Genomic DNA, 21,932 nt, shown 5'->3' with positions numbered 1-21,932 from the left:
GCTGAAAAAAGACGTGCCTGCTTTCAGCTGCTGAAGGCGGGCCAGGTTCGTTGTAGGTAAGCCTTAGGAAGCTTATTGCCGCTTTTCCAGGGGCAGCATTTCACCGGCTTTCAGCGCATGCACCGTCACGCCGTCGGTTGGGGCAAGGTGGGCCCGCAACTCGTCGGGTGTGCCGGTGAGGGCGGGGTAGGTGCCATAGTGAAAGGGTACCACGTGGGAGACGCGCAGCAGCCGAGCGGCGTGGGCGGCCTCGCGTGGCCCCATGGTGTAGCGCCCACCAATGGGTAGCAGGGCCACGGTGGGCTGGTAGAGCTCGGCCAGCAGCCGCATGTCGCCGAACAGGGCCGTGTCGCCGGCGGCATATATCACCGCGCCGTCGGAGAAACGCAGGATGAAGCCGACACCTTCGTGCGCGTGGCCGGCGGTACCGTCGGGCAGGTCGATGTGGGAAGCGTGGAAAGCCAGCGTCATGGTAATTTCGACACCTTGGATTTCTACGGCGCCGCCTTTGTTGAGGGGCTCAAACTGCGCGGTGGGCACCCCTTGCTCGTAGAGGTAGAAGCGCACCTGTGCCTGGGCCACGCACACGGCTCCGGTGCGGGCCAGCAGGCCGGGCAGCTCGGGGTCGAAATGGTCGTCGTGGCCGTGGGTAATGAGCACGAGGTCGGCCTGCTCCGGCTGCCAGAGGTGCTCCGGCACGAAGGGGTTGTTGGTAAACCAGGGGTCGATGAGAATAATCTTGCCCTCGGGCGAAATGAGGCGGAAAGCGGCGTGGCCGAGAAACTGCAGCTGCGTGGTGGCGGGCATCTAAGGCTGAATCTGATAAGAACTGGCGGCCGAAGGTAGCAAAGCCGATTGCCTCCCCACCAAACCTCATCGGGGGCGGCACGCTGCGCAAGGACTGTAATTCAGCTATTGCGCCCAGCGGCGCTACAGTTCCGGCACGTGCCGGGAGTCAAACAGCCGCCAGCCGACGGTGAGGTAGCTGGTGCGCGGCGTGGCGTAGTACCCAAACGCGGTTTTGAATCCCATCAACTCGCCGGTTTGGCGGCTTTGCTGCCGAAAGGCGGCCGAACTGGGGTCGTCGAAGGTGTGGGCGCGGGTACGGCGGTAGCCCAGGGCCAACGTCCAGCGGCGGTAGTGCGCGCCGGCTTCGGCGTACGGTCCGCCGGCATGCGGAAAGTAAGGCTGCGCTACTCGTTGGTCGACGGAGCCGGGGGCGAGGCCCTGCATGAACGAGCCGCTGGCCGGCAGCACAATGCCTTCCAGCTCGCGGCTCATCACACCATCGTATTGCACGCCCGAACGCACGCCGTACCACCGGGTAATACTCCAGCCCGCACCAACAAATACGCGCACCTGCCGCAGCGGCAGCTGGTAGCGCCCGCCCAGGGTGAAGGCCACGGCAGCGGCATTCATGGAGTACGTTTTGGTAGGGAAGGCCGCGTAGCCGGTGGCAAACTGCTGCCGATAGCCGCCGAACTGCCGCACCGTGCCTTCGGTGTGCAGAGCCCAGCGCCGCTCCGGCGACTCCAGCCCCAGTTGCAAGCCGCCCAAGGGCCGCAAGCGGGCATCTACATTCTGGCCCAGCAGATACGCCGGCTCCACGAGCTGCCCGCCCGCGTAGCTCGCGTAGGGAAAGTTGTTTTCAATCTTCATCGACGGCCGGGCCAAGCCCACCAACGGGCCGCCGTACCAGGTCCAACGTCGCAGCAAGGGGCGGGACAGGGAGTCGGCGGCAGCGAGAGGGGCTACGGGCTGCCACAGCCCCAACACGAGAAGTAAAGAATGCACCATGTACCGGACCGATAGGGTAGAACACCAAGGGCCGTCGGGACGGAGAAAATCGGGCCAGGATGCGCTGGCCTGCATAAAAACAGCTTGCCACAGAAGCAGTAATGAGTATGGGAAGCCGCCGCGAAACCGTGTTGAGTAGGAGCGGAGGCCAGGCAAGCGGTTGATGCGCCTAAGCAGAGTTGGGCAGGAGGCAGGGCAGTAGCGCCTTTCGGCGGACACCCAACCTGGGTCGGAAGGGCCGCGTTAAACCTTCAGTCTACTTCTGGTCACTTCACCGTTTGCGCCATGAACGCCTCGCTCAGCCGCTACGCACCCTACATCTACGCCCTGCTCCGCATCGTGGTAGGGGTACTCTTTGCCCTGCACGGCAGCCAGAAACTGCTGGGCTTCCCCGGCGACAAGCCGACCGTGGAGCTGGCTTCCCATATGGGCGTGGCCGGGATTATCGAACTCGTGGGCGGTCTGCTGGTAGCCGTGGGGTTGTTTGCGCGGGTGGCGGCTTTCCTGGCCAGCGGCGAAATGGCCGTGGCCTACTTCATGGCTCACGTGCCCCAGCACCCGCTGCCGCTGCTCAACAGCGGCGAACCAGCCGTGCTGTTTTGCTTCGTGTTTCTCTACATTTTCTTCCAGGGCCCAGGGCCGTGGAGTCTCGACAGCCTGCGTCACCGCGCGGGTACCGCCTGAGCCGATGTGGCTACACCAATACTTCGACGGCCACCAACTGCCCGCTTTATCCCGCGGGCCTATAGCTGGGCCAGGAAAAAGGCTTTCAGCTCGTTGAAAATGACCATGTCGGTGCCGTGGCCGATGTGCGGATAGGTCTGGAACCGGGCGTTGATTTTATGGTCGCGGTACACCTGCTGGCAGTAGGCCCAGCGGGTGGGCTGCATCTGCTGGCCCAGGTGCTGGTAAATGAGGGCCCGCTCGGCCGTGTCGTAGGCGTCGTCGAAGGCGGCGGCGTCGTTGTCGTCGAGGGCGCCCATGTAGAAGAACTGCGGCACGGCCTGGTACTGGCGCAGGTTGAGCTTGTGGCCGGTTAGCTCCCGGTAGTCGGCCAGGCCGAGGGGGTAGGGCAGGGCGGCCCCTTGCACCTTGGCCACCGGCAGCATCAGCAGGCCGTTGAGCCCGCCGCCGGCCACGGCCCGCACGCGCTCGGGGTGCAGCACCGTAAAGCGGTTGACGAACGTAGCCGAGGCCGAAAAGCCGTTGAGCAGCACCTGCTCGTGGGCCTGCACCTGCAGGGTGCGCAGCTGCTGGCGGGCGTCGTCAATCATGCGCAGCAGCTGCACGTCGAGCCGGGCCAGGTCGCCGGTGGCGTGAATGGCATCTTTGTCGAGGGCGTGGGTGTAGATCTGCCATTGTGTGGCCGGGCGCGGAAACACCGGCGTGAGCAGCGGCACGCCGATTTCGCGGGCCAGGGGGCGCGACAGTCCCGCCTTCGGACCACCAATGGCAATGCGTGCCGCCCGCTCGTGCACGGCCAGCGTGTCGTTCAGGGCGCCGGTGTTGTTGGGCTCCACCATCAGGTACACCGGCGCGTTGCGGGGCGTGCGTTTGGGCACCAGCAGGAAGTAAGGGTAGTTGAAGCCCTTGGCCGGGTTGGCCGCAATGCGCAACAGCGTATCGGTTGCGGCGCGCGGAGCGGCCTGGGCCGGCACGGCCAGCCAGAGGCACAGGGCCGCGAGCAATGCCCAGATGGTGTTTTTCATGGCGTTTGGGGCGGCGAAGTTGGCCGCCCCAAACGTAGCGCCTCGGTGCACCATCGACCAAATTCAGGGCCTCACATATACATGTGCTGCCGCTGCCAAATGCAGTTTGGCTGGGCGCGCAGGGAGGGCCACGTTTCCGCCAGCAGCCCTCCTGATCCAAGCTGATTTCAACGTTTTGAGGTGCCTGTGTACCGCCAATGGCTTGACCACTTGTGTCCTGTGTCAGATGGCAATGGCGGCTGTACTTCCGGCCTTTGCGTATACTTGCACCCGGATAAGCCAAGCACTATCCCAATGGAAAGCATCTGAGCAAACAAGCCGATGGCGCGTCAGCCCCGTTTCCGCCGCTGCGGAATGAGCTGACCATGAAATTGCCCACTTGTGCAGTGCCCCGCATGCGGGGGGGCTGCCTCAACTCAGCTTGCATGTAATTCTCTTCCCCGGCCGTGCTGCGAAGCATTAGCGCCAGCGCCGCTTTCCCAAAGGCAGCCCGGCACACCGGGCTAGCCAACGAACCAACCACGTCCGGCCACCAAGCACCGACCCCAGCCTCCAGCTGCGTTTCAGGGCGTGGTGAGCTATAAGTCCGCCACGCTGGGTTTCAGTCTCTGCCGCTTGTCCGGTAGGTGCGTGCCGTTGCTCGTTGGTGGCTATTCCAAAATTTCTGCTCCCGCAGCCTCCTCGTCCAACAGACGAGGTCAGAGGCGTGCGCAGCATCCCACTCTCTTCCGACTTCCCTGTATGAGTATCGTACTCAACGCGCTTTCCTATACCCACCCCGACGGCGAAGTGCTGTTTCGGGACCTGCACCTGGCCCTTGCTGCCGGCAGCAAAGCCTCGCTAGTCGGCCACAACGGTGTGGGCAAATCGACCCTGCTCCAGCTCATTGCCGGGCACCTGCAGCCCACCGCCGGTAGCGCCACGCTGGCCGAGCCGCCGTACTACGTGCCGCAGCACCTGGGCCAGTACGACGACTACACGCTGGCGCAAGCCCTGGGCATCGAGGCCAAGCTGCAGGCCCTGGCGGCTATTCTCGGCGGCAACGCCGCGCCCGCGCATTTCGCCTGCCTCGACGACGACTGGGGCGTGGAGGAGCGCGTGCAGGCGGCGCTGGCCTTCTGGCACCTGCAGCATGTGCCGCTCACGCAGCCTCTGGGCGCACTGAGCGGCGGCGAAAAAACCAAGGTGTTCCTGGCCGGGGTGCTGGTGCAAACGCCCGGCATCGTGCTGCTCGACGAGCCCTCCAACCACCTCGACACCGAGAGCCGCGGCCTGCTCTACGACTTCATCCGGCGCAGCCCGGCCACCCTGCTGGTGGTAAGCCACGACCGGGCCCTGCTTAATCTGCTCGAGCCCACGCTGGAACTGACCCCCACCGCCGTGGAGGCCTACGGCGGCAACTACGATTTCTACCGCGCCCAAAAAGACGGCCAGCTGGCGGCGCTGCAGGCCCAGCTCGACGACAGCCACAAAACCCTGCACCAGGCCCAGCAAAAGGCGCGCGAGCTGGCCGAGCAGCGCCACAAGCTGGAAGCCCGCGGCAAGGCCGGCCAGCACAAAAAAGGCCTGCCGCGCATTGTGGCCGGCAACCTCAAGCGGCAGGCCGAGCAAAGCTCGGCCCACCTGAAGGAAGTGCAGAGCGAGAAGCTGAGCGGCCTGACCGACCGCGTGCAGCAGCTCCGGGCGCAGTTGCGGGAGCAACACGCCCTGAAAATCGACCTGACGCAGTCGGACTTGCACCGGGGCAAGGTATTGGTGGAGGCCCAGGCCGTCAACGTGGGCTACGGCCCCCGGCCGCTGTGGCCGCAGCCGCTCACGCTGCAGCTGCGCTCCGGCGACCGGGTGCGCCTGGCGGGCCCCAACGGCGCGGGCAAGACCACCTTGCTCCGGCTCCTGACCGGCCAGCTCGCCCCGTCGGCCGGCACCGTTGCGCGGGCCGACTTCGAGTACTTCTACATCGACCAGGGCTACTCGCTCATCGACAACGAGCGGACCGTGTTTGAGCAGATTCAGCACTTCAACTCCCGTGGGCTGCTGGAGCACGAGCTGAAAACGGTGCTGCACTACCACCAGTTTCCGCGCGACGGGTGGGACCGGAGGTGTGAGGGCCTGAGCGGCGGCGAAAAGATGAAGCTGCTGCTCTGCTGCCTCACCGTGCGCAACAACGCCCCCGACCTGCTCATCCTCGACGAGCCCACCAACAACCTCGACCTGCGCAGCCAGCAGGTACTCACCGAAGCGGTGAAGGACTTCCGCGGCACCATCCTGCTCATCTCCCACGACCAGCACTTCGTCGACGAAATCGGCGTGGCCGCCACCATCACCCTCCCCTAAAGCCCGCCGTGCAGTCCGCCGCCAAGTAACCCAGCCCGTCATGCAGAGCTTGTCGAACCGAAGGTCGGCGCAGCCAAGCAGCTCTACCGCTTCGTCTGCTCCCTTCAGGCCGTCATGCAGAGCGTAAGCGAAGCATCTCGCGTGCTGATGTCAGTTGGCAACCCCAACTAAACACGCGAGATGCTTCGCTGCGCTCTGCATGACGTTCTGGCAACGCGGGTCGTCCGCCGTTGCCTCCCAGCCCTTTTCAGCATGACCGTCAGCAGAAGCAAGAGAAAAACCGGCCCGGAGGGTGCCGGGCGGCGCGGCTGTGCGTACTTTGGGTACCTGCTCCTACACCACCTCTACTCTATGTTGTCTACCTCTACCTCGCAGCGCGCGTATTTCGACAACGCGGCCGGCCGCGTAGCCGAGCACCCCGGCGGCTTTGCCGTGGTGAAATGGAAGCCCGGCAGCCGGCAGCTCGCCGATTTCCAGGCCGTACTCACTCACCTCGACCAGCTGCTGCGCCTGCGCACTTGGAGCAAGCTGCTGGCCGACCAGCGCGACATGGCGCCCTTCACCGCCGACGAAACCGCCTGGGTTACCGACGTGTGGCTGCCCAAAGCCGTGGGGGAGGGCCCCTACCGCTACGCGGCCATCCTGCTGCCCACCGACGTCTTTGCGCGTCTGGCCTCCAAGTCGGTCCTTTCTACCTCGCACAGCCAGTTTGTGGCCTACCAGTTCTGCGACGACGAAGCCACGGCCGCCGCCTGGCTCAAGCAGCAGGCCTAGCCCGTGGCCGCGGGGCCACCCACAAACAAACCGGCCCGCCTGGAAGGACGGGCCGGTTGCGTTACGCTACGCGGTGGGCGGCTGCGGGCTTTTGCCCGGTCGCGCCGCGGCGTCCGGGTCGGCGTCGGAGAGGCGGTAGAGCTGGCGCTTGGTGGCATCGGCGGCAAAGGCCAGCTTGGCGGCTTTGTTGAGCTGCTGGCCGAAGCCGAAGGCCGCGTTCTGGAGGCGCACGTAGTCGTCGGTGCCTTCCTGGTTGGTGCCTTTCTGCATTTCCTGGGCCGTGTCCACTGCGTCGAGGCGGGTGGCCAGGGCTTTGAGGTCGGCCAGCTGCTGGGGGCCGAAGCCGTGGGCTGCCAGCTCGGTTTTGTCGCGCTCGGCGGCCTGGGCGGCCATGTCGAGCAGCAGGCGCATTTCTTCGGAGTCGGTGGCCGCTTTGGCGTAGCGGTCCTTGCCGTACTGGCTCAGGCGGCCTTTGTTCTTGGGAAAGGCCTGCTCCACGTAGTAGAACACTTGCTGGGCCACGCGCTTGGCCTGCTCCATGCCCGAGCCCACGGCGGCGGTGTCTTCGCGCAGCTCGCCGCGGCGCGCGTCCACGTTGGGCGCCAGGTCGGCCGTGTCGATGGCGGTTAGCCAGTCGGCCCCGAAGGTGCCGCCCAGCGCGGGGTTGAAGGCGGCAAACGCGGCCGCATCGGTAAGGTAATGGCCGTGCATTGTGCGCATGCGGCTGCGCATGGCGGCATCGGACTCGGTAAATAAGCGGCGGGTCGACTCGGTAGGCTCCATAAATGAGTGGGGTAAGTAGTTGAACAATGCCGATAAGGTATAGGAATGTATAGATTAAACAAGCTCCCTATATCGCCCGCAACCGCCAAAATCGAGCGAAACGCTTTACTGGCCGACCGAAACGGACTACTGGCGGCCCAAAACCTTCTACTGCCCACCCGAAACCGACTACTGGCCGCCCGAAATGGACTACTGGGCATCCGACACCCATTACTGTCCTGCTTGAGCCGACTACTGGCCGACCGAAATGAACTACTGGGCACCTAAGATCCTCTACTGGCCAACCGAAACGCATTACTGGACGAGTAACGGCCGCTACTGCCCACCCGCCCCGCGCTGCTGCGGCTGCTCGAGCGACTGAGGTAATCAGTAGGAAATAATGGTTGATATGGTGGTATTAACTATGCGCACAACAACGAATTCAAAGCTGTATCAACCCGGGCGGATTCTGCTACAGTAAGCGGAGAATAGCTGCTTATCAGCAGTATGCCGTCGTTAAGTAGTTCGGTTTTCGTTGGGGTGTTTTCAAGCTTCGCCTTCACAGAACGCGCCGTAAATCCTAATGCTTTTGTGCATAGTTCGTCGCTCATGAAGAAGACGGGATAAAATCTGACTAACTCTTTCCTATAATCCCTGTGCCTGCTCTTGTTGAAATCAACATATATCAACTCTTCAATTGCCAGATACCCATAGTATGCATTGAAGGAGCGGATAAGTGCTGGTAATACAGAGTCGACTATGTATCTGAAGTCAATCTTCCTTGCATTGAATTCAAAATACAGGTAATCGTCATGGCCTGAAGTATCAGCCAGCATGTTCCGATACCTGTAGAAAACGTGGCCCCTTATGCCTTTGGATAGACATTTATGGAAGGAAAAGCTGGCATATAGGTCACTCCCAAATTCTGGTGTAGGAAAGTCAGCCCCGTGCAGCCGCCAGGGTTCTTCTAAGCTCTGCAGAGCAGTTATCAGGCTTTTATGCTTCTCTTCTACTGAAGCTTCCGGTTTAGAGCGTAGCCAGAGTTGGTATTTCATTTTGCTGTAGATGCAAATGAAGGATTAGAAGGATTAGCCTTATCCGCCCCGCGCTGCTGTGGCTGCTTAAGCGACAGAAGAAGCGAAAGGGAAGAAACGAAGTCGGCCCGCTGGGGTGGCGGGCCGGTTAAATGACGCAGACGGAGAAAACCCCACAAGGCTTGGATGTGACTATTTGGGAGGGAAAGGCACCATAATCGTATGCATAACCCGCACGGCTTGCCCGTTCTGGAAACCGGGAGTCCACGGCTGAAACAACTGTACTACTCGCACTGCTTCGGCATTGTATTCAGGAGAAAGACCCTTGACGACTTCCATATCCGTGAGCTTTCCCTTTTTGTCGACCACAAAATTTACAAACACATTTCCCTTCAAAAGAGGCTTTTCAACTGGTACTCGTACCGCATTTAAAAGAGCTTTTCTGTAAGCCTCAAAGCCACCCGGAGGAACCGGATGCTTTTCTACAAAGATCTAAACAATGTCTTCGCTAGGGTTGAAAGCCGGGCACGGGACCCCACAAGGCGGGCCTGCTTGGGCTTCATCAAGATCAACTGAGGCTCGACCTTGAGAATCGGCAGGGGCAATGGCAGCATTCGTCCGGCGTGTGGATGTGCTGATTTTCTTAGTTGGATGACCCTTCCTCACCTGCGCAGGCACTTGCCCCGCAATCATAAAAAAAGACACCAAGAGTAGCAGCTTTTTCATTACTCTAGTAAACCCACCAGTCTCTTAGGTACCTGTTCAAGGGGTGACATTGTACTAAACATGTGCTGAGAGCTTCTGCAGAATCTCCTGCGCGGCTACGGCAATGACGGTGCCGGGGCCGTAGATGCCGGTTACGCCGGCCTCGTAGAGGAAGGCGTAGTCCTGGGCCGGGATGACACCGCCGGCAATGACGAGAATGTCTTCGCGGCCGAGCTTGGCCAACTCCCCGATGAGCTGGGGCACCAGGGTTTTGTGGCCGGCCGCCAGCGACGACACGCCCACGACGTGCACGTCGTTTTCGGCGGCCTGGCGGGCTACTTCCTCGGGCGTCTGAAACAGTGGGGCAATGTCCACGTCGAAGCCCACGTCGGCGAAGGATGTGGCAATGACCTTGGCGCCGCGGTCGTGGCCGTCCTGGCCCATTTTGGCCACCATCAGGCGGGGGCGGCGGCCTTCCTTCTGGCTGAACTCGTCGGCCAGCTGGCGGGCCTTGGCAAATTCCTGGTCGTAGTCCATTTCGGCAGAATACACGCCCGAGACGGTGCGGATGGTGGCCTGGTGGCGGCCGTACACGGCTTCCAGCGCGTCGGAGATTTCGCCGAGGGTAGCGCGCAGGCGGGCGGCCTGCACGGCCAGGTCGAGCAGGTTGGCCGCGCCCGAGCGGGCGGCCTCGGTCAGGGCCGCCAGGGCCTGCTGCACGGCGGTGGCGTCGCGCTCGGCGCGCAGTTGGTTGAGGCGCGCAATCTGCGACTCGCGCACGGCGGCGTTGTCGATGTCGAGGATTTCAATCTGGTCTTCGCGGGCCGCTTCCTCGTCGGAGAGGCGGTAGCGGTTCACGCCCACAATCACCTCCTTGCCGGCATCGATACGGGCCTGCTTGCGGGCGGCGGCTTCCTCGATGCGCAGCTTGGGCAGCCCGGTTTCGATGGCTTTGGCCATGCCGCCCAGTTCCTCCACTTCCTGAATCAGCGCCCAGGCCTTGTCGGCCAGCTCGTGGGTGAGCGTTTCCACGTAGTAGGAGCCGCCCCAGGGGTCCACTGCCCGGGTAATGTCAGTCTCGTGCTGCAGATACAGCTGGGTGTTGCGGGCAATGCGGGCCGAGAAGTCGGTGGGCAGGGCAATGGCCTCGTCCAGGGCGTTGGTGTGCAAGCTCTGGGTGCCGCCGAGGGCCGCGGCCAGCGCCTCCACGCAGGTGCGCGTGACGTTGTTGAATGGGTCCTGCTCGGTGAGCGAATAGCCCGAGGTCTGGCAGTGCGTGCGCAGCGCCAGCGACTTGGGGTTTTCGGCCCCGAACTGCTTGATGAGCTTGGCCCAGAGCAGGCGACCAGCGCGCATCTTGGCAATTTCCATGAAGTGGTTCATGCCGATGGCCCAGAAGAAGGACAGGCGAGGCGCGAACTGGTCGATGGTCATGCCCGCTTTCAGCCCGGCGCGCACGTACTCCACGCCGTCGGCCAGGGTGTAAGCCAGCTCCAAATCGGCGGTGGCGCCGGCCTCCTGCATGTGGTAGCCCGAGATGCTGATGGAGTTGAACTTAGGCATCCGCTGCGCCGTGTAGCTGAAGATGTCGGCAATGATGCGCATCGACGGCTCAGGCGGGTAGATGTAGGTGTTGCGCACCATGAACTCCTTCAGAATGTCGTTCTGAATGGTGCCCGCCAGCTTTTCGGGCAGCACGCCCTGCTCCTCGGCCGCCACAATGTAGAAGGCCATAATGGGCAGCACCGCCCCGTTCATGGTCATCGACACCGACATCTGGTCGAGCGGAATCTGGTCGAAGAGCACCTTCATGTCCTCCACCGAGTCGATGGCTACGCCCGCCTTGCCCACGTCGCCCACCACGCGCGGGTGGTCGGAGTCGTAGCCGCGGTGGGTAGCCAGGTCGAAGGCCACCGAAAGGCCCTTCTGCCCGCCGGCGAGGTTGCGGCGGTAGAAGGCGTTGCTGGCCTCGGCTGTGGAGAAGCCCGCGTACTGCCGGATGGTCCAGGGGTTCTGCACGTACATCGTGGCGTACGGCCCGCGCAAGTACGGCGCCTGCCCCGCCCCAAAACCGAGGTGGTCGAGGTGGGCCACATCGTGGGCGGTGTAGTGGCCTTTCAGCTCAATGCCTTCGGGCGTGGCGCTGCTGGCCGGTTTGGCGGGTAGCGCAGGCAGCGGAGCCGCGTCGTAGGGAATATGGGCGAAGTCGGGTTTCATGGGGAATGGCTGGGGCTGCGGCGGGCCGCTGGCTAAAAGGCCTTGTGGCCGTCATGCTGAGCGCAGTCGAAGCATGACGTTCATAATCATTGTCAGGTGGAACGGCTAGCGTCCTTGCAGGCGGGCCAGCACGTCGTCGGTGCTGTAGCCCGACACGGTGAACTCGCGGAAGCCGAAGTACTTCACGGCGTCCTGCATGGTGGGCAGGTCGCAGGCCAGGAGCACGGGCGCTTCGTTCTGCATTTGGGCGCCGTCGTCTTCGCTGTCGTCGGGGCGGTTGCGGATGAAGTCGGCGAACTGCTGGAACTGCTCGGGCTTGGCCGACATGAGCGTGGCTTCCTCGGCCGACGAGAAGAGCAGCGACAGGTCGCCGCGGGCGGGCACCTCGGTCATGGCCGGGCGCTGGTCGGCGGGCAGCAGGCGCACAAACGAGTCGTAGATCTGCTGAATGGTATCGGTGCCGAGCAACACCACGGCGGCCTTTTTGCGCTTCTGCTCCTTGCGGATGAAGTGCATGGCCGTGGCCAGCCGCAGCACTTCCGAGGGGTAGGCCGCCCGCGCGGTATCGAACTGCCGGCTGCGCAGCAGCTTCTTGGGGTCGAAGCTGAACTGCTCGTGCAGGTTCTGAAAAAGGTTGGTGCCCACAATAACCTGCTCGCCGGTGGCAATGCGCCGGAACTGCTCCATGTTGGCCAGCCGGATGCTTTCCATGGCCTTGCCGCGGGCCACCAAAAAGCCCCCAGCCGCTTCCGTCTGCTGAAACAGTGCCCAGGCTTCCTTGGCCAGCTGGTCGGTCAGCGTCTCGATGTAGTAAGAGCCGGCGGCGGGGTCAGCTACTTTATCCAGATGGGCTTCTTCGCGCAGAATCACCGGCACGTTGCGGGCAATGCGGGCCGAAAATTCGTTGGGCTCGGCGTAGAGGCTGTCGAAGGGCGTCACGGAAACCGAGTCGGCCCCGCCCAGCACCGCGCTCATGGCCTCGGTGGTCACGCGCAGCAGGTTGGTGTGCGGGTCGAGCGTGGTTTGCGTCCACGACGACGTGCTGGCGTGAATGCGCAGCGTGGCGGCTACTTCGGGATGTACGCCGTAGGCGTGCAGCAAGGTGGCCCACAGCCGACGCAGGGCGCGCAGCTTGGCCATTTCAGTGAAGTAGCTCGGCCCCACGCTCACGTGGAAGTGCAGCGCCGAGGCCACGGCCGTCGCGTCCACGTCCTGGTCTTCGGAAACCAGGTTGCTGAAAAACGACACGGCCACGCCCAGCGAGTAGGCCAGCTCCTGTACGGCCGTTGCGCCGCGGTTGCCGAAAAAGCTGCTGTTGACCGACAGCGGGAAAAACTCCGGCCAGTGGCGCGTGAGCTGCAGGCAGCGCTGCAGCCCCTGGGTTTGGTGGGCGTAGTCGTCGGGCGAGAGGCCCTGGCCCGGCGCAAACCGCAGAAATCCCTTCAGCTGCAGCTGCGCTGCTGCCGCGAGCAAGCGGTGCACAAACTCTTCGGGCTGGCGGGCCACCGTGAAGCCCAGCACGAGGCTGTTCAGCGGGAGGGTAGTGGCTAGGTACTCTAGGTCAAAGCGCTCCGGCTCGGTCAGCTCGAAGTGCACGCCGTCGGCACCGTTCTGCAAGGCGCGGGCCGCGTGGTCGATGGCCGCCCGGCCGTCGTGGCCGGCGGGCACCAGCAAGGTGGGCACGTTGCGCCAGGCATTGGGCGCGGCCTGGCGGCCGGGCCGAACCAGCGGGGTCGGGGCCTCGCCGAGGGCGGCCAGCGCCTCGCGGTGGTAAAACGGTTCAAGCGTGAGGCCTTCGCGGGTGTCCCAGCGCAAATCGGCCGGGTCGGCACCTTTCAGGTCGCGCCGTATGCGCTCCTGCCAGGCGGCGGTGGTCAGCGGCTCAAATTCGGAAAACGAGACGGGGGCAGAGCGGGGCGAATCGGACATAGAGCAGACGAGGCGCGCGGGGAGGGCGGCGCGGCCGAAAGATACCGCAGTTTGGCGCAATGCGGGTATTCTGGCCGGTGAAGAACGATGACGGAATGCCGCCTTACCTTTGTCGGCTGTTCCAGTCACAATTTCCTGTTCGAATGCCCCTACGCATACCTCCATTCCGTCAGCTAGTCCTGCTGTTTATACTCATTTCCGGGGCTGCCCAGGGCCAAGGCACTTTCCGGCCCGGCTACGTGGTGCCCCTGGCCGGCGACACCCTGCGCGGCGAAGTCGATTTCCGGGGCTACCGCTACAATGCCCAGCAAGTGGAATTCCGGCAAAACGGCACCACGCAGCAGTACAAACCCAGCGGCCTGCGAGGCTACGGCTTATTCAAGGGCCCTCGGTTCGAGAGCCAGCCGGTGAGTGGCGTGCCGGTGTTTGTGCTGCAGCTGGTGCGCGGCGCCGTTGGGCTGTACTCGTTCACCGATGCCCAGGACCGCGTACGGTTCTACGTAGCGGCTCCGGCGGCCCCAAGCCTGATTGAGCTGCTGAAGCGCGACACCACCGTGGAGCGGATGGTGGGCGGGCAGCTGCAGCGTGGCCGCGTGCAGGATACCCGCTACCGCACCCAGCTGCAACAGATTCTGAGCGGTTGCCCGGCCGTGGAACCCCTCATCGAGCGCGTGGGCTACACCGACACGGAGCTGGCCCGACTGATTACGAAGTACAACGCCTGCGTAACGCTCGGCGCCGCTGCCGCCGTCATTCCGCCGCAAAAAACCACCACTTTCCGGGTGTTTGCAGGCGGTCAGCAAAGCTCCCTGAGCTTTGGCGAGGGGCGTTTGCAAGGACAAACGTTCAAGACCGGCATGCGGCCGATGGTGGGCGCGGGCATCCTCGTGCATCCGGCGCGGTTCGGGCCGCGCCTAGCTGTGGGGCTCGAAGCTTACTGGACTTCCATCGACGTGGAAAAGCAGTTTGAAGGAGGTGCGAGCGGACTCTACATTGGCTATCCGAGCCAGGCCACAGCCCGCTACAAAGCGCAGTTTGTGCGCCTGCCCATTTCCCTGCGCTACAGCCTGGGCAATTCCAAACTGCAGCCGTTCGTTCAGGCCGGGGTGCTGATTTCGACGCAATTCCAAACTTCCAGCAACTATCACAGCGTATCAACCCGGCCCGGTTTTCCCGTTTCTGAGACCAACGACCCCGAACTGATTGACCCGCGGACGGTAGCCTACGGGGCGCTGGGCGCGTTGGGGCTGGCTGTGCCAGTTGGCGGCCATCAGCTGGAAGCGGAAGTGCGCTACGAATGGGTCGATGCCATTTCCAGCTTCACCGGAACCAACGCCTCGCCCCACGCCTTGCAGCTGGTGTTGGGCTATCGGTTCGGGCAGCACGCGGGCCAGTAGCGCACCGGCAGCGGCGTATCTTTGTCGACTACTTTCCCTTTTCGCCTCCCATGCAGTTGTTTTCGACGGCCCCGTTTCGGCGGGCACTTCCGCTCGGGTTTCTTGTAGTTGCACTGGCCTCCGCCTGCCAACGCGGCGCCTACCAGCCCAAGCTCGACACCACCGCGGCCCAAACCGTAACCGCCGCCCAGCCCGCCGACCCGAAGGCCGAGGCGGTGATTGTGCCCTACCGCCAGCGCGTGCAGGAGCAGATGGGCACCGTTATCGGTACGGCGCCGGTGGCCATTCGGAAGAACCCCGGCGAGTCGCCGCTGGCTAACTTCACGGCCGATATCCTGCGTGCCCGCGCCACTGCGGCCCTCGGCACCCCCATCGATTTGGCCGTCATGACCAACGGTGGCCTGCGCGCCGAGCTGCCGGCCGGCAACCTCACCGTGGGGTCGGTGTTTGAGCTGATGCCCTTCGAAAACGAGCTGGTGGTGCTCGACGCCCCCGGCCCGGTGGTGCAGCAGATGTTTGAGTACGCCGCGCCCATCAAAATGGCCTTGTCGGGCGCTACCTACACGTCCGCGGGCGGCAAGCCCACCGACATCCTCATCAACGGCAAGCCCTTCGACCCCAGCCGCACCTACACCATTGCCATTTCCGACTACCTGGCCGGCGGCGGCGACCATCTGGACTTCTTCAAGCCCTTGGTGCCGCGCAAAACCGGCGTGCTGGTGCGCTCGGCCATCAACGACCACATCCGCCAGCTCACCAAAGAAGGCAAGCCGGTGGAAGCCAAAGCAGAAGGCCGGGTGAAAGTGCTATAAGCCGGCATCGATATAGCCGAACTGCCGTTATCAACCCGCATCCGCGCTGAGGCCGCTTTGCTTCGCGCCCTACCACGACTTCGCCATGAACCGCCGCGACTTTATCAAATCTTCTGCCCTGACTACCGCTGGCCTGGGCCTCCTCGGCCCCGGCGTGCTGTCGGCCGCGGGCAGCGCCGTGCACCTCACCATCCTGCACACCAACGACATGCACTCCCGCATCGACCCGTTTCCGGTGAACAGCGCGCAGTGGGCCGACCAGGGCGGCATGGCGCGACGGGCGGCGCTGGTACAGAGCATCCGCAAGGAGCAGCCCAACGTGCTGTTGCTCGACGCGGGCGACATCTGGCAGGGCACGCCGTACTTCAACTTCTTCGGCGGCGAGCTGGAATACAAGCTCATGAGCCAGATGGGCTACGACGCGGCCACCCTCGGCAACCACGACTTCGACAACGGGCTCGAGGGCCTGCAGAAGCAGCTGCCCAACGCGCAGTTCCCGTTCATCATTGCCAACTACGACTTCTCCCAAACGCCGCTGAAGGGCCGTTTTCAGCCCTACAAAGTGTTTGAGAAGCAGGGCGTGCGCATCGGGGTGTTCGGCGTGGGCATCGAAATGGCCGGCCTCATTGCCGATAAGAACTTCGGCGCCACCAAGTACCTCGACCCCATTGCCGTGGCCAAAGAGCAAGTGCAGCACCTGCGCGGCCCGGAAAAGTGCGACCTGGTCATTTGCCTTTCGCACCTCGGCTACAAGTACGAAAGCGCCAAAGTCGACGACCATAAGCTGGCCGCCGCCGTGCCCGGCATCGACCTGATCCTGGGTGGCCACACCCACACCTTCCTCGACACGCCCACCGTGGTGGAAGGTGCGCAAGGGCATCGTACCTTGGTCAACCAAGTGGGCTGGTCGGGCATCAAACTCGGGCGCATCGACTATTCTTTCGACCGGGCTACGCGCAAAATGGGCGTGGCTGCGGCTGGGGCGTTGAGTATCAATGCGTCAGCTTTGGGGTAGCAGAAAAGGGTTTGGCGCTCTGCCGACTTTTCCACATTTTTGTCTCCCTTTAGCCGAACCGTGGCTTCGCGCCCGCGTTTTGGTACCTGCTCCGTTATACCTCACCGCACACCGCTTGCGCCGCTCCACTAATGCAGAAGGATTGCCGTACCGTATGGGCCAACTGTCTGCATGTGATCCGCGCCAACGTCGGGGAACAGAGCTTCCGTACGTGGTTTGAGCCCATCGTGCCGGTGGCCCTGCAAGGGGCGCTGCTCATCATTCAGGTGCCCAGCCAGTTCTTCTACGAGTGGCTCGAAGAGCACTATGTCGATGTGCTGAAGAAGGCCATTGTGCAGGAACTGGGCCCCGACGGCCAGCTGGAGTACTCCATCGTGGTCGACCAGGGCAACGAACAGTCGCGGCCGCGCACGGTGAACCTGCCGGCGGCCCGCGCCGCCAGCCAACGGCCCCCGGCCAACACGCCCACAGCGGCGCAGGTGCGGCCCATGGGCTCGAACCAGAACCCGGCCGTGTCGGCGTTTGCCGGCAACGGCAGCGTGACCAACAACGCCGCCCGGCAAGCTGCCAACGTGCAGGCCGCCGCGGCCGCACTGGCGCCGCCGCCACCGCTGCGCAACCCCTTCGAGGCGCGCTCGGTGGCCGACCGCAGCTACCTCGACTCGCAGCTGAACCAGAACTACTCGTTCAACAACTACATCGAGGGCTCGTGCAACCGCCTGGCCCGCTCGGCGGGTTTTGCCGTGGCCAACAAGCCGGGCACCACCTCGTTCAACCCGCTAATGATTTACGGCGGCGTGGGCCTGGGCAAAACCCATCTGGTGCAGGCCATCGGCAACCACATCAAGGAGCACGCGCCGGGCAAGTTTGTGCTCTACGTATCGGCCGAGAAGTTCACCAACCAGTTCATCGAGAGCCTGCGCAACAACTCGGTGCAGGACTTCGGCAACTTCTACCTGCTGGTTGACATCCTGATTCTGGACGACGTGCAGTTCCTGGCGGGCAAAGACCGCACGCAGGAAATGTTCTTCCACGTCTTCAACCACCTGCACCAGGCCGGCAAGCAGGTGATTATGACTTCCGACGTGCCGCCGCGCGAGCTGAAAGGCTTCGAGGAACGCCTGCTGAGCCGCTTCAAGTGGGGCCTCACGGCCGACTTGCAGAGCCCCGACTTCGAAACGCGCGTAGCCATCATCCAGAACAAGATGATGGCCGACGGCATCGACATTCCGCCGCAGGTGGTGGAGTACCTTGCCTATTCCGTTGAAACCAACGTGCGCGAGTTGGAAGGCGTGCTCATCTCGCTCATCGCGCAGTCGAGCCTCACGCGCCGCGAGGTAGACCTGGAAATGGCCAAGCAGGCCCTGCGCCACATCATCGAGGACGTGGAGGCCGAGGTAAACCTCGACTTCATCCAGAAAACCGTGGCCGAGCACTTCAGCATTCCGGTGGACTTGCTGAAGGCCAAAACGCGCAAAAAAGAAGTGGTAACGGCCCGGCAGGTGGCTATGTACTTCGCCAAGGAGCACACCAACCACTCGCTCAAGAGCATCGGCTACCACTTCGGCGGGCGCGACCACAGCACCGTTATCCACTCGGTGCAAACCGTGTCGGACCTTATCGACTCTGATAAGACCTTCCGCGCCACCATTCAGGAGCTGCGCAAGAAGTTTACGGGCAATAAGTAGAGCGTAGAAAGTAGAACTGAGAGCTTAGAGACCGTTCCGAATGGATTCCATCCGGAACGGTCTCTAAGCTCTCAGTTCCTATGTCTGAGTTCTAAATTAAAGCTCGGTGGCGGTTTGCTCGCGGAAATCCAGCTTGTTGTGCTGGGCGAATTCTTGGAGCATGCCGCGCAGCTGCTGGCGGCGGCGCTTGCCGCGCACCTGGCGCAGGTTCAAGGAGTAGCTGGTGCCGTCCTGCATGCGCAGCAGCAGCTGGCGCGGCTCCAGGTCGAGGCCGCGCAGGTCGCGGGCGGCAAAGGGCTGCTTGCCAATGAACAGGCCGGGCTTGTGTACGAGGTAGGCCGGCGTGATTTCGAGGTAGGTTTGGGTGCCAAACAGCGGCAGGTTCTGCACCAGAATGTAGAGCAGAAACACCACGGCCAGCACCAGGAACATCCAGTCGAGGTAGCGCAGCACGCCGGGCGTGCGGTTTGGGTCGCCCATGATGGAGAGCAGCGGGTAGGCTATGGCCACGAGGGCAAAAACCAGCTGACCAAAGAACGGCACGCGCGAGGTGTTGGCGGGCTGCAACCCAATGCGGGTATAGGATGAAGGCATAGAAAGCAGGTAGGGGAGGCGGCAAAACTACGCAAAACCGCTGTAGGCGGGTGCTAGATGAAAAGAACGTCGTGCTGAGCGCAGTCGAAGCATCTCTACCGCTTTGCTGTTCGGTAGAGATGCTTCGACTGCGCTCAGCACGACGTTTCGGAATATGCTTTGGTCTACGATTTCAGCGTGGCGGAAGCCAGCGTCAATTCCGCGCCGCCTTTGAGCAGGGCCGAAATCGGGCAGTTTTCCTTGGCCGTTTCGGCGTAGCGCTGAAACTCTTCCTGCGTGATGCCTTCTACTTCGCCTTCGGTAGTCAGCGCAATCTTGGTGACGCGCGGCACGTCGCCCGAGGTGTCCAGCGTCACCTTCGACTCGGAGCGAAGCTGCTTGACCTGCTTGCCGTCTTTGGTCAGGATAACGTCCAGGAACATGGTGTAGCAGGCGGCGTGGGCCGCCGCTACCAGCTCCTCGGGGTTGCTGCCCTTTTCGCCGTTGAAGCGTGCCCCGACGGAGTAGGGGACTTTTACCAAGCCGCTCTGGGTGGTGATTTCGCCGCTGCCTTTGCTGTCGCCGTTCCACACGGCATTGCCACGTTGGTTGATCATGATGGGTAGGGTGTTGGGTTTGGGAGAGAAGAATGTGCTTGCAATACCGCATGCGTATGGCGGAGGTTGCTTAAACTTAGCGTCTCTTCAGGATATATAACCTGATGTCAGATCATGCCTTTTAGAGCTTATGCGAATAGATGGACGGGTTGGCGACGCTGGGTTGTCATTTTGGGGTGGACTGGCGTAACGTTAGCGGTTGCCGATGTGCTATTCCGTTTTCTGCCCTTCGAAACGACTTGCACCTATCTAGTCAGGGGATTCGACTTAGTGCGAAATATTCTATTTGGCGTTGTGGGCCCGTTTGCTGTATGGCTACACGTTGCACTTAGAGAAGAGAACAAGCACGAATCACCAGCTAGGGGTATTCTCCTACTGCTCACATTGGCTTGGCTGTTGGTGCTGTTGATTGTGCTGCCGCTTAGCTTCTTTTTCGAAGATGCTGTACCATGGCAAACCAAGCGAGTTTTGTATAGGTCTGAAGAAAATCCGAGCATCCGAATTACAGAGCAGACTTATAACCTGTTCGTAACCACCAGCACTACTTACAGAGTCGTAAAGCTTACTCCTGTGTTGGGCCTGTGGCAGCTTGTTCAGCCCGTTGACACCGCGCGCTTCAACCCAAACGGCTGGCAACGGGTAAGCCCTTAGCCGCTACATTTACCTTCCCGCCTTTCCCGCATCTCTCCGAATGGGCCTGAAGTCCTTCCTAAGCCGCCCCCTTGCTGCCTACGTCGCCCACCAGTACCAAAAGTGGGCGCTACACCCCGAAGCCGCCCAGCAGCGGGTGTTGCAGGAGCTGCTGCGTCTCGGCCCCGCCACCGCCTTCGGCCGCGACCATGACCTGGCCGCCGCCCGCACCGCGCCGGACTTCCAGCAGCGCGTGCCCGTGCGCGACTACGAAGCCCTGAGCCCCTACATCGAGCGCATCAAGCAGGGCGAGCGGGACGTGCTGTGGCCCGGTCAGCCGCTGTACCTGGCCAAAACCTCCGGTACCACCTCCGGCGCCAAGTACATTCCGATTACCAAGGACAGCATCGGCAACCACATCAACGGGGCCAAGGATGCGCTGCTCCACTACGTGCACCGCACCGGCAAGCCGCAGTTTCTCGACGGCAAGCTGATTTTCCTGTCCGGCTCGCCCGAGCTGGAGCAGGTGGCAGGCATTCACACCGGCCGCCTCTCGGGCATTGCCAACCACCACGTGCCCGGCTACCTGCGCCGCAACCAACTGCCCAGCTACCAAACCAACGTCATCGACGACTGGGAGCAGAAGCTCGACCACATCGTGGACGAAACGCTGGGCCAGCCGATGACGCTCATTTCGGGCATTCCGCCCTGGGTGCAGATGTATTTCGACCGCCTGACCGAGCGCACCGGTCGGCCGGTAGGGGAGGTGTTTCCGCAGTTTCAGCTGTTCGTGTACGGCGGCGTCAACTTCGAGCCCTACCGCCGCAAGCTGCTCGACAGCATTGGCCGGCCGGTGGATACACTGGAACTGTTTCCGGCCTCCGAGGGCTTCTTTGCCTTCCAGGACGAGCCCGGCAACCCCGGCCTGCTGCTGCTCGCCGACGCGGGCATCTACTACGAGTTCATTCCCGCCGAACGCTTTTTCGAGCCCAACCCACCGCGCCTCACCCTGGCCGAGGTGGAGCTGGACCGCAACTACGCCTTGGTGGTGTCGTCCAACGCCGGGCTGTGGGGTTACTCCGTGGGCGACACCGTGCGCTTCGTGAGTTTGCGCCCGCACCGCGTCCTCGTCACGGGCCGCATCAAGCACTTCCTGTCGGCCTTTGGGGAGCACGTCATCGGAGAGGAAGTGGAGCAGACACTGCGCGAGGCCTTGCAGCAGTTTCCCGAGGCCGAGGTGGTGGAATTCACCGTGGCCCCGCGCGTGAGCGACACCGCCACCGAGCCCTCTCGCCACGAGTGGCTCGTGGAATTTGCCCGCCCGCCCCACAATGCCGCTGCCTTCGCCGCTGCCCTCGATGCCGGCCTGCGCCGCCGCAACGTGTACTACGACGACCTGCTCAGGGGCAACATCCTCGCGCCGCTGCAACTCACGCCGCTGCCGGCCGGGGCGTTTCAGCGCTACATGAAGAGCCAGGGGAAGCTGGGCGGGCAGAACAAGGTGCCGCGCCTGAGCAATGACCGAGTGCTGGCGGATGGGTTACTAAGAGCTTGACAGCGGAATACAGCACGATGTTAAAAGCAATAAACCTCGTGTGCTGGCTACTCATTGGAGCGCTGACCTTTGCATTCTCTATGTTCTTCATAGGTTCCGAAGAGACGTACGAGAGGTTGAAAGAATCTTTGGTTACCAGCTTTTTACTTCGATTTACTGGAGCATTGGTATTTGGAAGTTTAGGTGCTGTTGCGTTGTGGTTGCTCCACGTCATAATGCTTAAGCTGAGCGGGAATGCTGAAGTATTCAGGAAGGCTAAACGAGCGTTGTTGGTGGGTTTATGTTTAAGCTTGTTGGTCGCCTTTACCGGAACAGGCATCTTCTTCAGTCACTAATGCAATTGCAAATTCGACTATTATATCCCTTCCTCCAGTACCACAAGCG

General features: G+C 62.6%; 19 protein-coding genes. 9 read left to right on the top strand and 10 right to left on the bottom strand.

All coding sequences use genetic code 11. The features are described from left to right. Positions 1-72 precede the first annotated feature (72 nt). Positions 73-807 (bottom strand): metal-dependent hydrolase, encoded by a 735-nt coding sequence (locus F0P96_RS05730; RefSeq protein WP_151077860.1) that lies wholly within the window; start codon positions 805-807, stop codon positions 73-75. Positions 808-930: 123 nt separating this feature from the next. Further along, positions 931-1,716, bottom strand: coding sequence for a hypothetical protein (locus tag F0P96_RS05725; protein ID WP_151077859.1), 786 nt, complete (start codon positions 1,714-1,716; stop codon positions 931-933). A 366-nt stretch (positions 1,717-2,082) separates the two neighbouring features. Here F0P96_RS05725 and F0P96_RS05720 point away from each other — a divergent pair, with 366 nt between their 5' ends. Next, a complete protein-coding gene (locus F0P96_RS05720; RefSeq protein WP_151077858.1) occupies positions 2,083-2,481 on the top strand; it encodes a DoxX family protein in 399 nt (132 codons plus the stop codon). A gap of 59 nt (positions 2,482-2,540) precedes the next feature. Here the strand turns inward: F0P96_RS05720 and F0P96_RS05715 are convergent, their stop codons facing one another. Further along, on the bottom strand, positions 2,541-3,506 hold the full coding sequence (locus F0P96_RS05715) for a hypothetical protein (RefSeq protein WP_151077857.1): 966 nt from the start codon (positions 3,504-3,506) through the stop codon (positions 2,541-2,543). 741 nt (positions 3,507-4,247) lie between these two features. Between F0P96_RS05715 and F0P96_RS05710 the strand changes: the two genes are divergently transcribed. Beyond that, positions 4,248-5,840, top strand: coding sequence for an ABC-F family ATP-binding cassette domain-containing protein (locus tag F0P96_RS05710; protein WP_151077856.1), 1,593 nt, complete (start codon positions 4,248-4,250; stop codon positions 5,838-5,840). A 351-nt stretch (positions 5,841-6,191) separates the two neighbouring features. After that, positions 6,192-6,614 (top strand): hypothetical protein, encoded by a 423-nt coding sequence (locus F0P96_RS05705; protein WP_151077855.1) that lies wholly within the window; start codon positions 6,192-6,194, stop codon positions 6,612-6,614. Between the two features lie 66 nt (positions 6,615-6,680). Here F0P96_RS05705 and F0P96_RS05700 read toward each other — a convergent pair whose 3' ends face one another. The 5 genes from F0P96_RS05700 to F0P96_RS05680 all read right to left on the bottom strand — a co-directional run bounded on the left by F0P96_RS05700 (position 6,681) and on the right by F0P96_RS05680 (position 13,261). After that, complete coding sequence (locus F0P96_RS05700; RefSeq protein ID WP_151077854.1) at positions 6,681-7,397, bottom strand: hypothetical protein; 717 nt, start codon at positions 7,395-7,397, stop codon at positions 6,681-6,683. 401 nt (positions 7,398-7,798) lie between these two features. Next, positions 7,799-8,431 carry a hypothetical protein gene (locus tag F0P96_RS05695; protein WP_151077853.1) on the bottom strand — a complete coding sequence of 211 codons (633 nt, stop codon included), beginning with the start codon at positions 8,429-8,431 and terminating at the stop codon, positions 7,799-7,801. A gap of 171 nt (positions 8,432-8,602) precedes the next feature. Further along, on the bottom strand, positions 8,603-8,794 hold the full coding sequence (locus tag F0P96_RS21415; RefSeq protein WP_160620420.1) for an energy transducer TonB: 192 nt from the start codon (positions 8,792-8,794) through the stop codon (positions 8,603-8,605). Between the two features lie 396 nt (positions 8,795-9,190). Beyond that, a complete protein-coding gene (gene scpA / locus F0P96_RS05685) occupies positions 9,191-11,332 on the bottom strand; it encodes a methylmalonyl-CoA mutase (protein ID WP_151077852.1) in 2,142 nt (713 codons plus the stop codon). 105 nt (positions 11,333-11,437) lie between these two features. Continuing rightward, the gene (locus F0P96_RS05680) at positions 11,438-13,261 is read right to left on the bottom strand and encodes a methylmalonyl-CoA mutase family protein (RefSeq protein ID WP_151077851.1); all 1,824 of its coding nucleotides are present in this window, start codon (positions 13,259-13,261) and stop codon (positions 11,438-11,440) included. Positions 13,262-13,404: 143 nt separating this feature from the next. On the opposite strand from F0P96_RS05680, the gene F0P96_RS05675 reads away from it, so the two are divergent. The 4 genes from F0P96_RS05675 to dnaA all read left to right on the top strand — a co-directional run bounded on the left by F0P96_RS05675 (position 13,405) and on the right by dnaA (position 18,173). Continuing rightward, positions 13,405-14,658 carry an outer membrane beta-barrel protein gene (locus F0P96_RS05675; protein ID WP_151077850.1) on the top strand — a complete coding sequence of 418 codons (1,254 nt, stop codon included), beginning with the start codon at positions 13,405-13,407 and terminating at the stop codon, positions 14,656-14,658. 50 nt (positions 14,659-14,708) lie between these two features. Continuing rightward, on the top strand, positions 14,709-15,470 hold the full coding sequence (locus F0P96_RS05670) for a 5'-nucleotidase C-terminal domain-containing protein (protein ID WP_160620422.1): 762 nt from the start codon (positions 14,709-14,711) through the stop codon (positions 15,468-15,470). Between the two features lie 85 nt (positions 15,471-15,555). Beyond that, entirely contained in the window at positions 15,556-16,485 is a 930-nt protein-coding gene (locus F0P96_RS05665; protein ID WP_151077848.1) for a bifunctional metallophosphatase/5'-nucleotidase, read from the top strand. Positions 16,486-16,616: 131 nt separating this feature from the next. Next, a complete protein-coding gene (gene dnaA, locus F0P96_RS05660; RefSeq protein WP_151077847.1) occupies positions 16,617-18,173 on the top strand; it encodes a chromosomal replication initiator protein DnaA in 1,557 nt (518 codons plus the stop codon). Between the two features lie 96 nt (positions 18,174-18,269). On the opposite strand, the gene F0P96_RS05655 is transcribed toward dnaA, so the two are convergent. Continuing rightward, positions 18,270-18,767 (bottom strand): hypothetical protein, encoded by a 498-nt coding sequence (locus F0P96_RS05655; protein ID WP_151077846.1) that lies wholly within the window; start codon positions 18,765-18,767, stop codon positions 18,270-18,272. A 164-nt stretch (positions 18,768-18,931) separates the two neighbouring features. Next, a complete protein-coding gene (locus F0P96_RS05650; RefSeq protein WP_151077845.1) occupies positions 18,932-19,363 on the bottom strand; it encodes an OsmC family peroxiredoxin in 432 nt (143 codons plus the stop codon). Positions 19,364-19,570: 207 nt separating this feature from the next. Here F0P96_RS05650 and F0P96_RS20895 point away from each other — a divergent pair, with 207 nt between their 5' ends. Continuing rightward, positions 19,571-20,014 (top strand): hypothetical protein, encoded by a 444-nt coding sequence (locus F0P96_RS20895; RefSeq protein WP_167291169.1) that lies wholly within the window; start codon positions 19,571-19,573, stop codon positions 20,012-20,014. A gap of 40 nt (positions 20,015-20,054) precedes the next feature. Beyond that, a complete protein-coding gene (locus F0P96_RS05645) occupies positions 20,055-21,548 on the top strand; it encodes a GH3 auxin-responsive promoter family protein (protein WP_151077844.1) in 1,494 nt (497 codons plus the stop codon). The last annotated feature ends 384 nt before the right edge of the window (positions 21,549-21,932 follow it).

It is taken from the genome of Hymenobacter busanensis (assembly GCF_008727865.1).
In the GTDB taxonomy this organism is placed as follows: Bacteria; Bacteroidota; Bacteroidia; order Cytophagales; family Hymenobacteraceae; genus Solirubrum; species Solirubrum busanense.
Note: the sequence above shows the minus strand (reverse complement) of the source record. Positions and strands in the feature narration are given on the sequence as shown.

Excerpts from the sequence above, each read along its gene's own strand:
- dnaA (WP_151077847.1), top strand. The coding sequence starts at position 16,617 with ATGCAGAAGGATTGCCGTACCGTATGGGCCAACTGTCTGCATGTGATC.
- F0P96_RS05680 (WP_151077851.1), bottom strand. The coding sequence starts at position 13,261 with ATGTCCGATTCGCCCCGCTCTGCCCCCGTCTCGTTTTCCGAATTTGAG.
- F0P96_RS05665 (WP_151077848.1), top strand. The coding sequence starts at position 15,556 with ATGAACCGCCGCGACTTTATCAAATCTTCTGCCCTGACTACCGCTGGC.
- F0P96_RS05730 (WP_151077860.1), bottom strand. The coding sequence starts at position 807 with ATGCCCGCCACCACGCAGCTGCAGTTTCTCGGCCACGCCGCTTTCCGC.
- F0P96_RS05670 (WP_160620422.1), top strand. The coding sequence starts at position 14,709 with ATGCAGTTGTTTTCGACGGCCCCGTTTCGGCGGGCACTTCCGCTCGGG.
- F0P96_RS05695 (WP_151077853.1), bottom strand. The coding sequence starts at position 8,431 with ATGAAATACCAACTCTGGCTACGCTCTAAACCGGAAGCTTCAGTAGAA.
- F0P96_RS05705 (WP_151077855.1), top strand. The coding sequence starts at position 6,192 with ATGTTGTCTACCTCTACCTCGCAGCGCGCGTATTTCGACAACGCGGCC.
- F0P96_RS05645 (WP_151077844.1), top strand. The coding sequence starts at position 20,055 with ATGGGCCTGAAGTCCTTCCTAAGCCGCCCCCTTGCTGCCTACGTCGCC.
- F0P96_RS05650 (WP_151077845.1), bottom strand. The coding sequence starts at position 19,363 with ATGATCAACCAACGTGGCAATGCCGTGTGGAACGGCGACAGCAAAGGC.
- F0P96_RS05675 (WP_151077850.1), top strand. The coding sequence starts at position 13,405 with ATGCCCCTACGCATACCTCCATTCCGTCAGCTAGTCCTGCTGTTTATA.
- F0P96_RS05710 (WP_151077856.1), top strand. The coding sequence starts at position 4,248 with ATGAGTATCGTACTCAACGCGCTTTCCTATACCCACCCCGACGGCGAA.
- F0P96_RS05655 (WP_151077846.1), bottom strand. The coding sequence starts at position 18,767 with ATGCCTTCATCCTATACCCGCATTGGGTTGCAGCCCGCCAACACCTCG.
- F0P96_RS05720 (WP_151077858.1), top strand. The coding sequence starts at position 2,083 with ATGAACGCCTCGCTCAGCCGCTACGCACCCTACATCTACGCCCTGCTC.
- scpA (WP_151077852.1), bottom strand. The coding sequence starts at position 11,332 with ATGAAACCCGACTTCGCCCATATTCCCTACGACGCGGCTCCGCTGCCT.
- F0P96_RS05700 (WP_151077854.1), bottom strand. The coding sequence starts at position 7,397 with ATGGAGCCTACCGAGTCGACCCGCCGCTTATTTACCGAGTCCGATGCC.
- F0P96_RS05715 (WP_151077857.1), bottom strand. The coding sequence starts at position 3,506 with ATGAAAAACACCATCTGGGCATTGCTCGCGGCCCTGTGCCTCTGGCTG.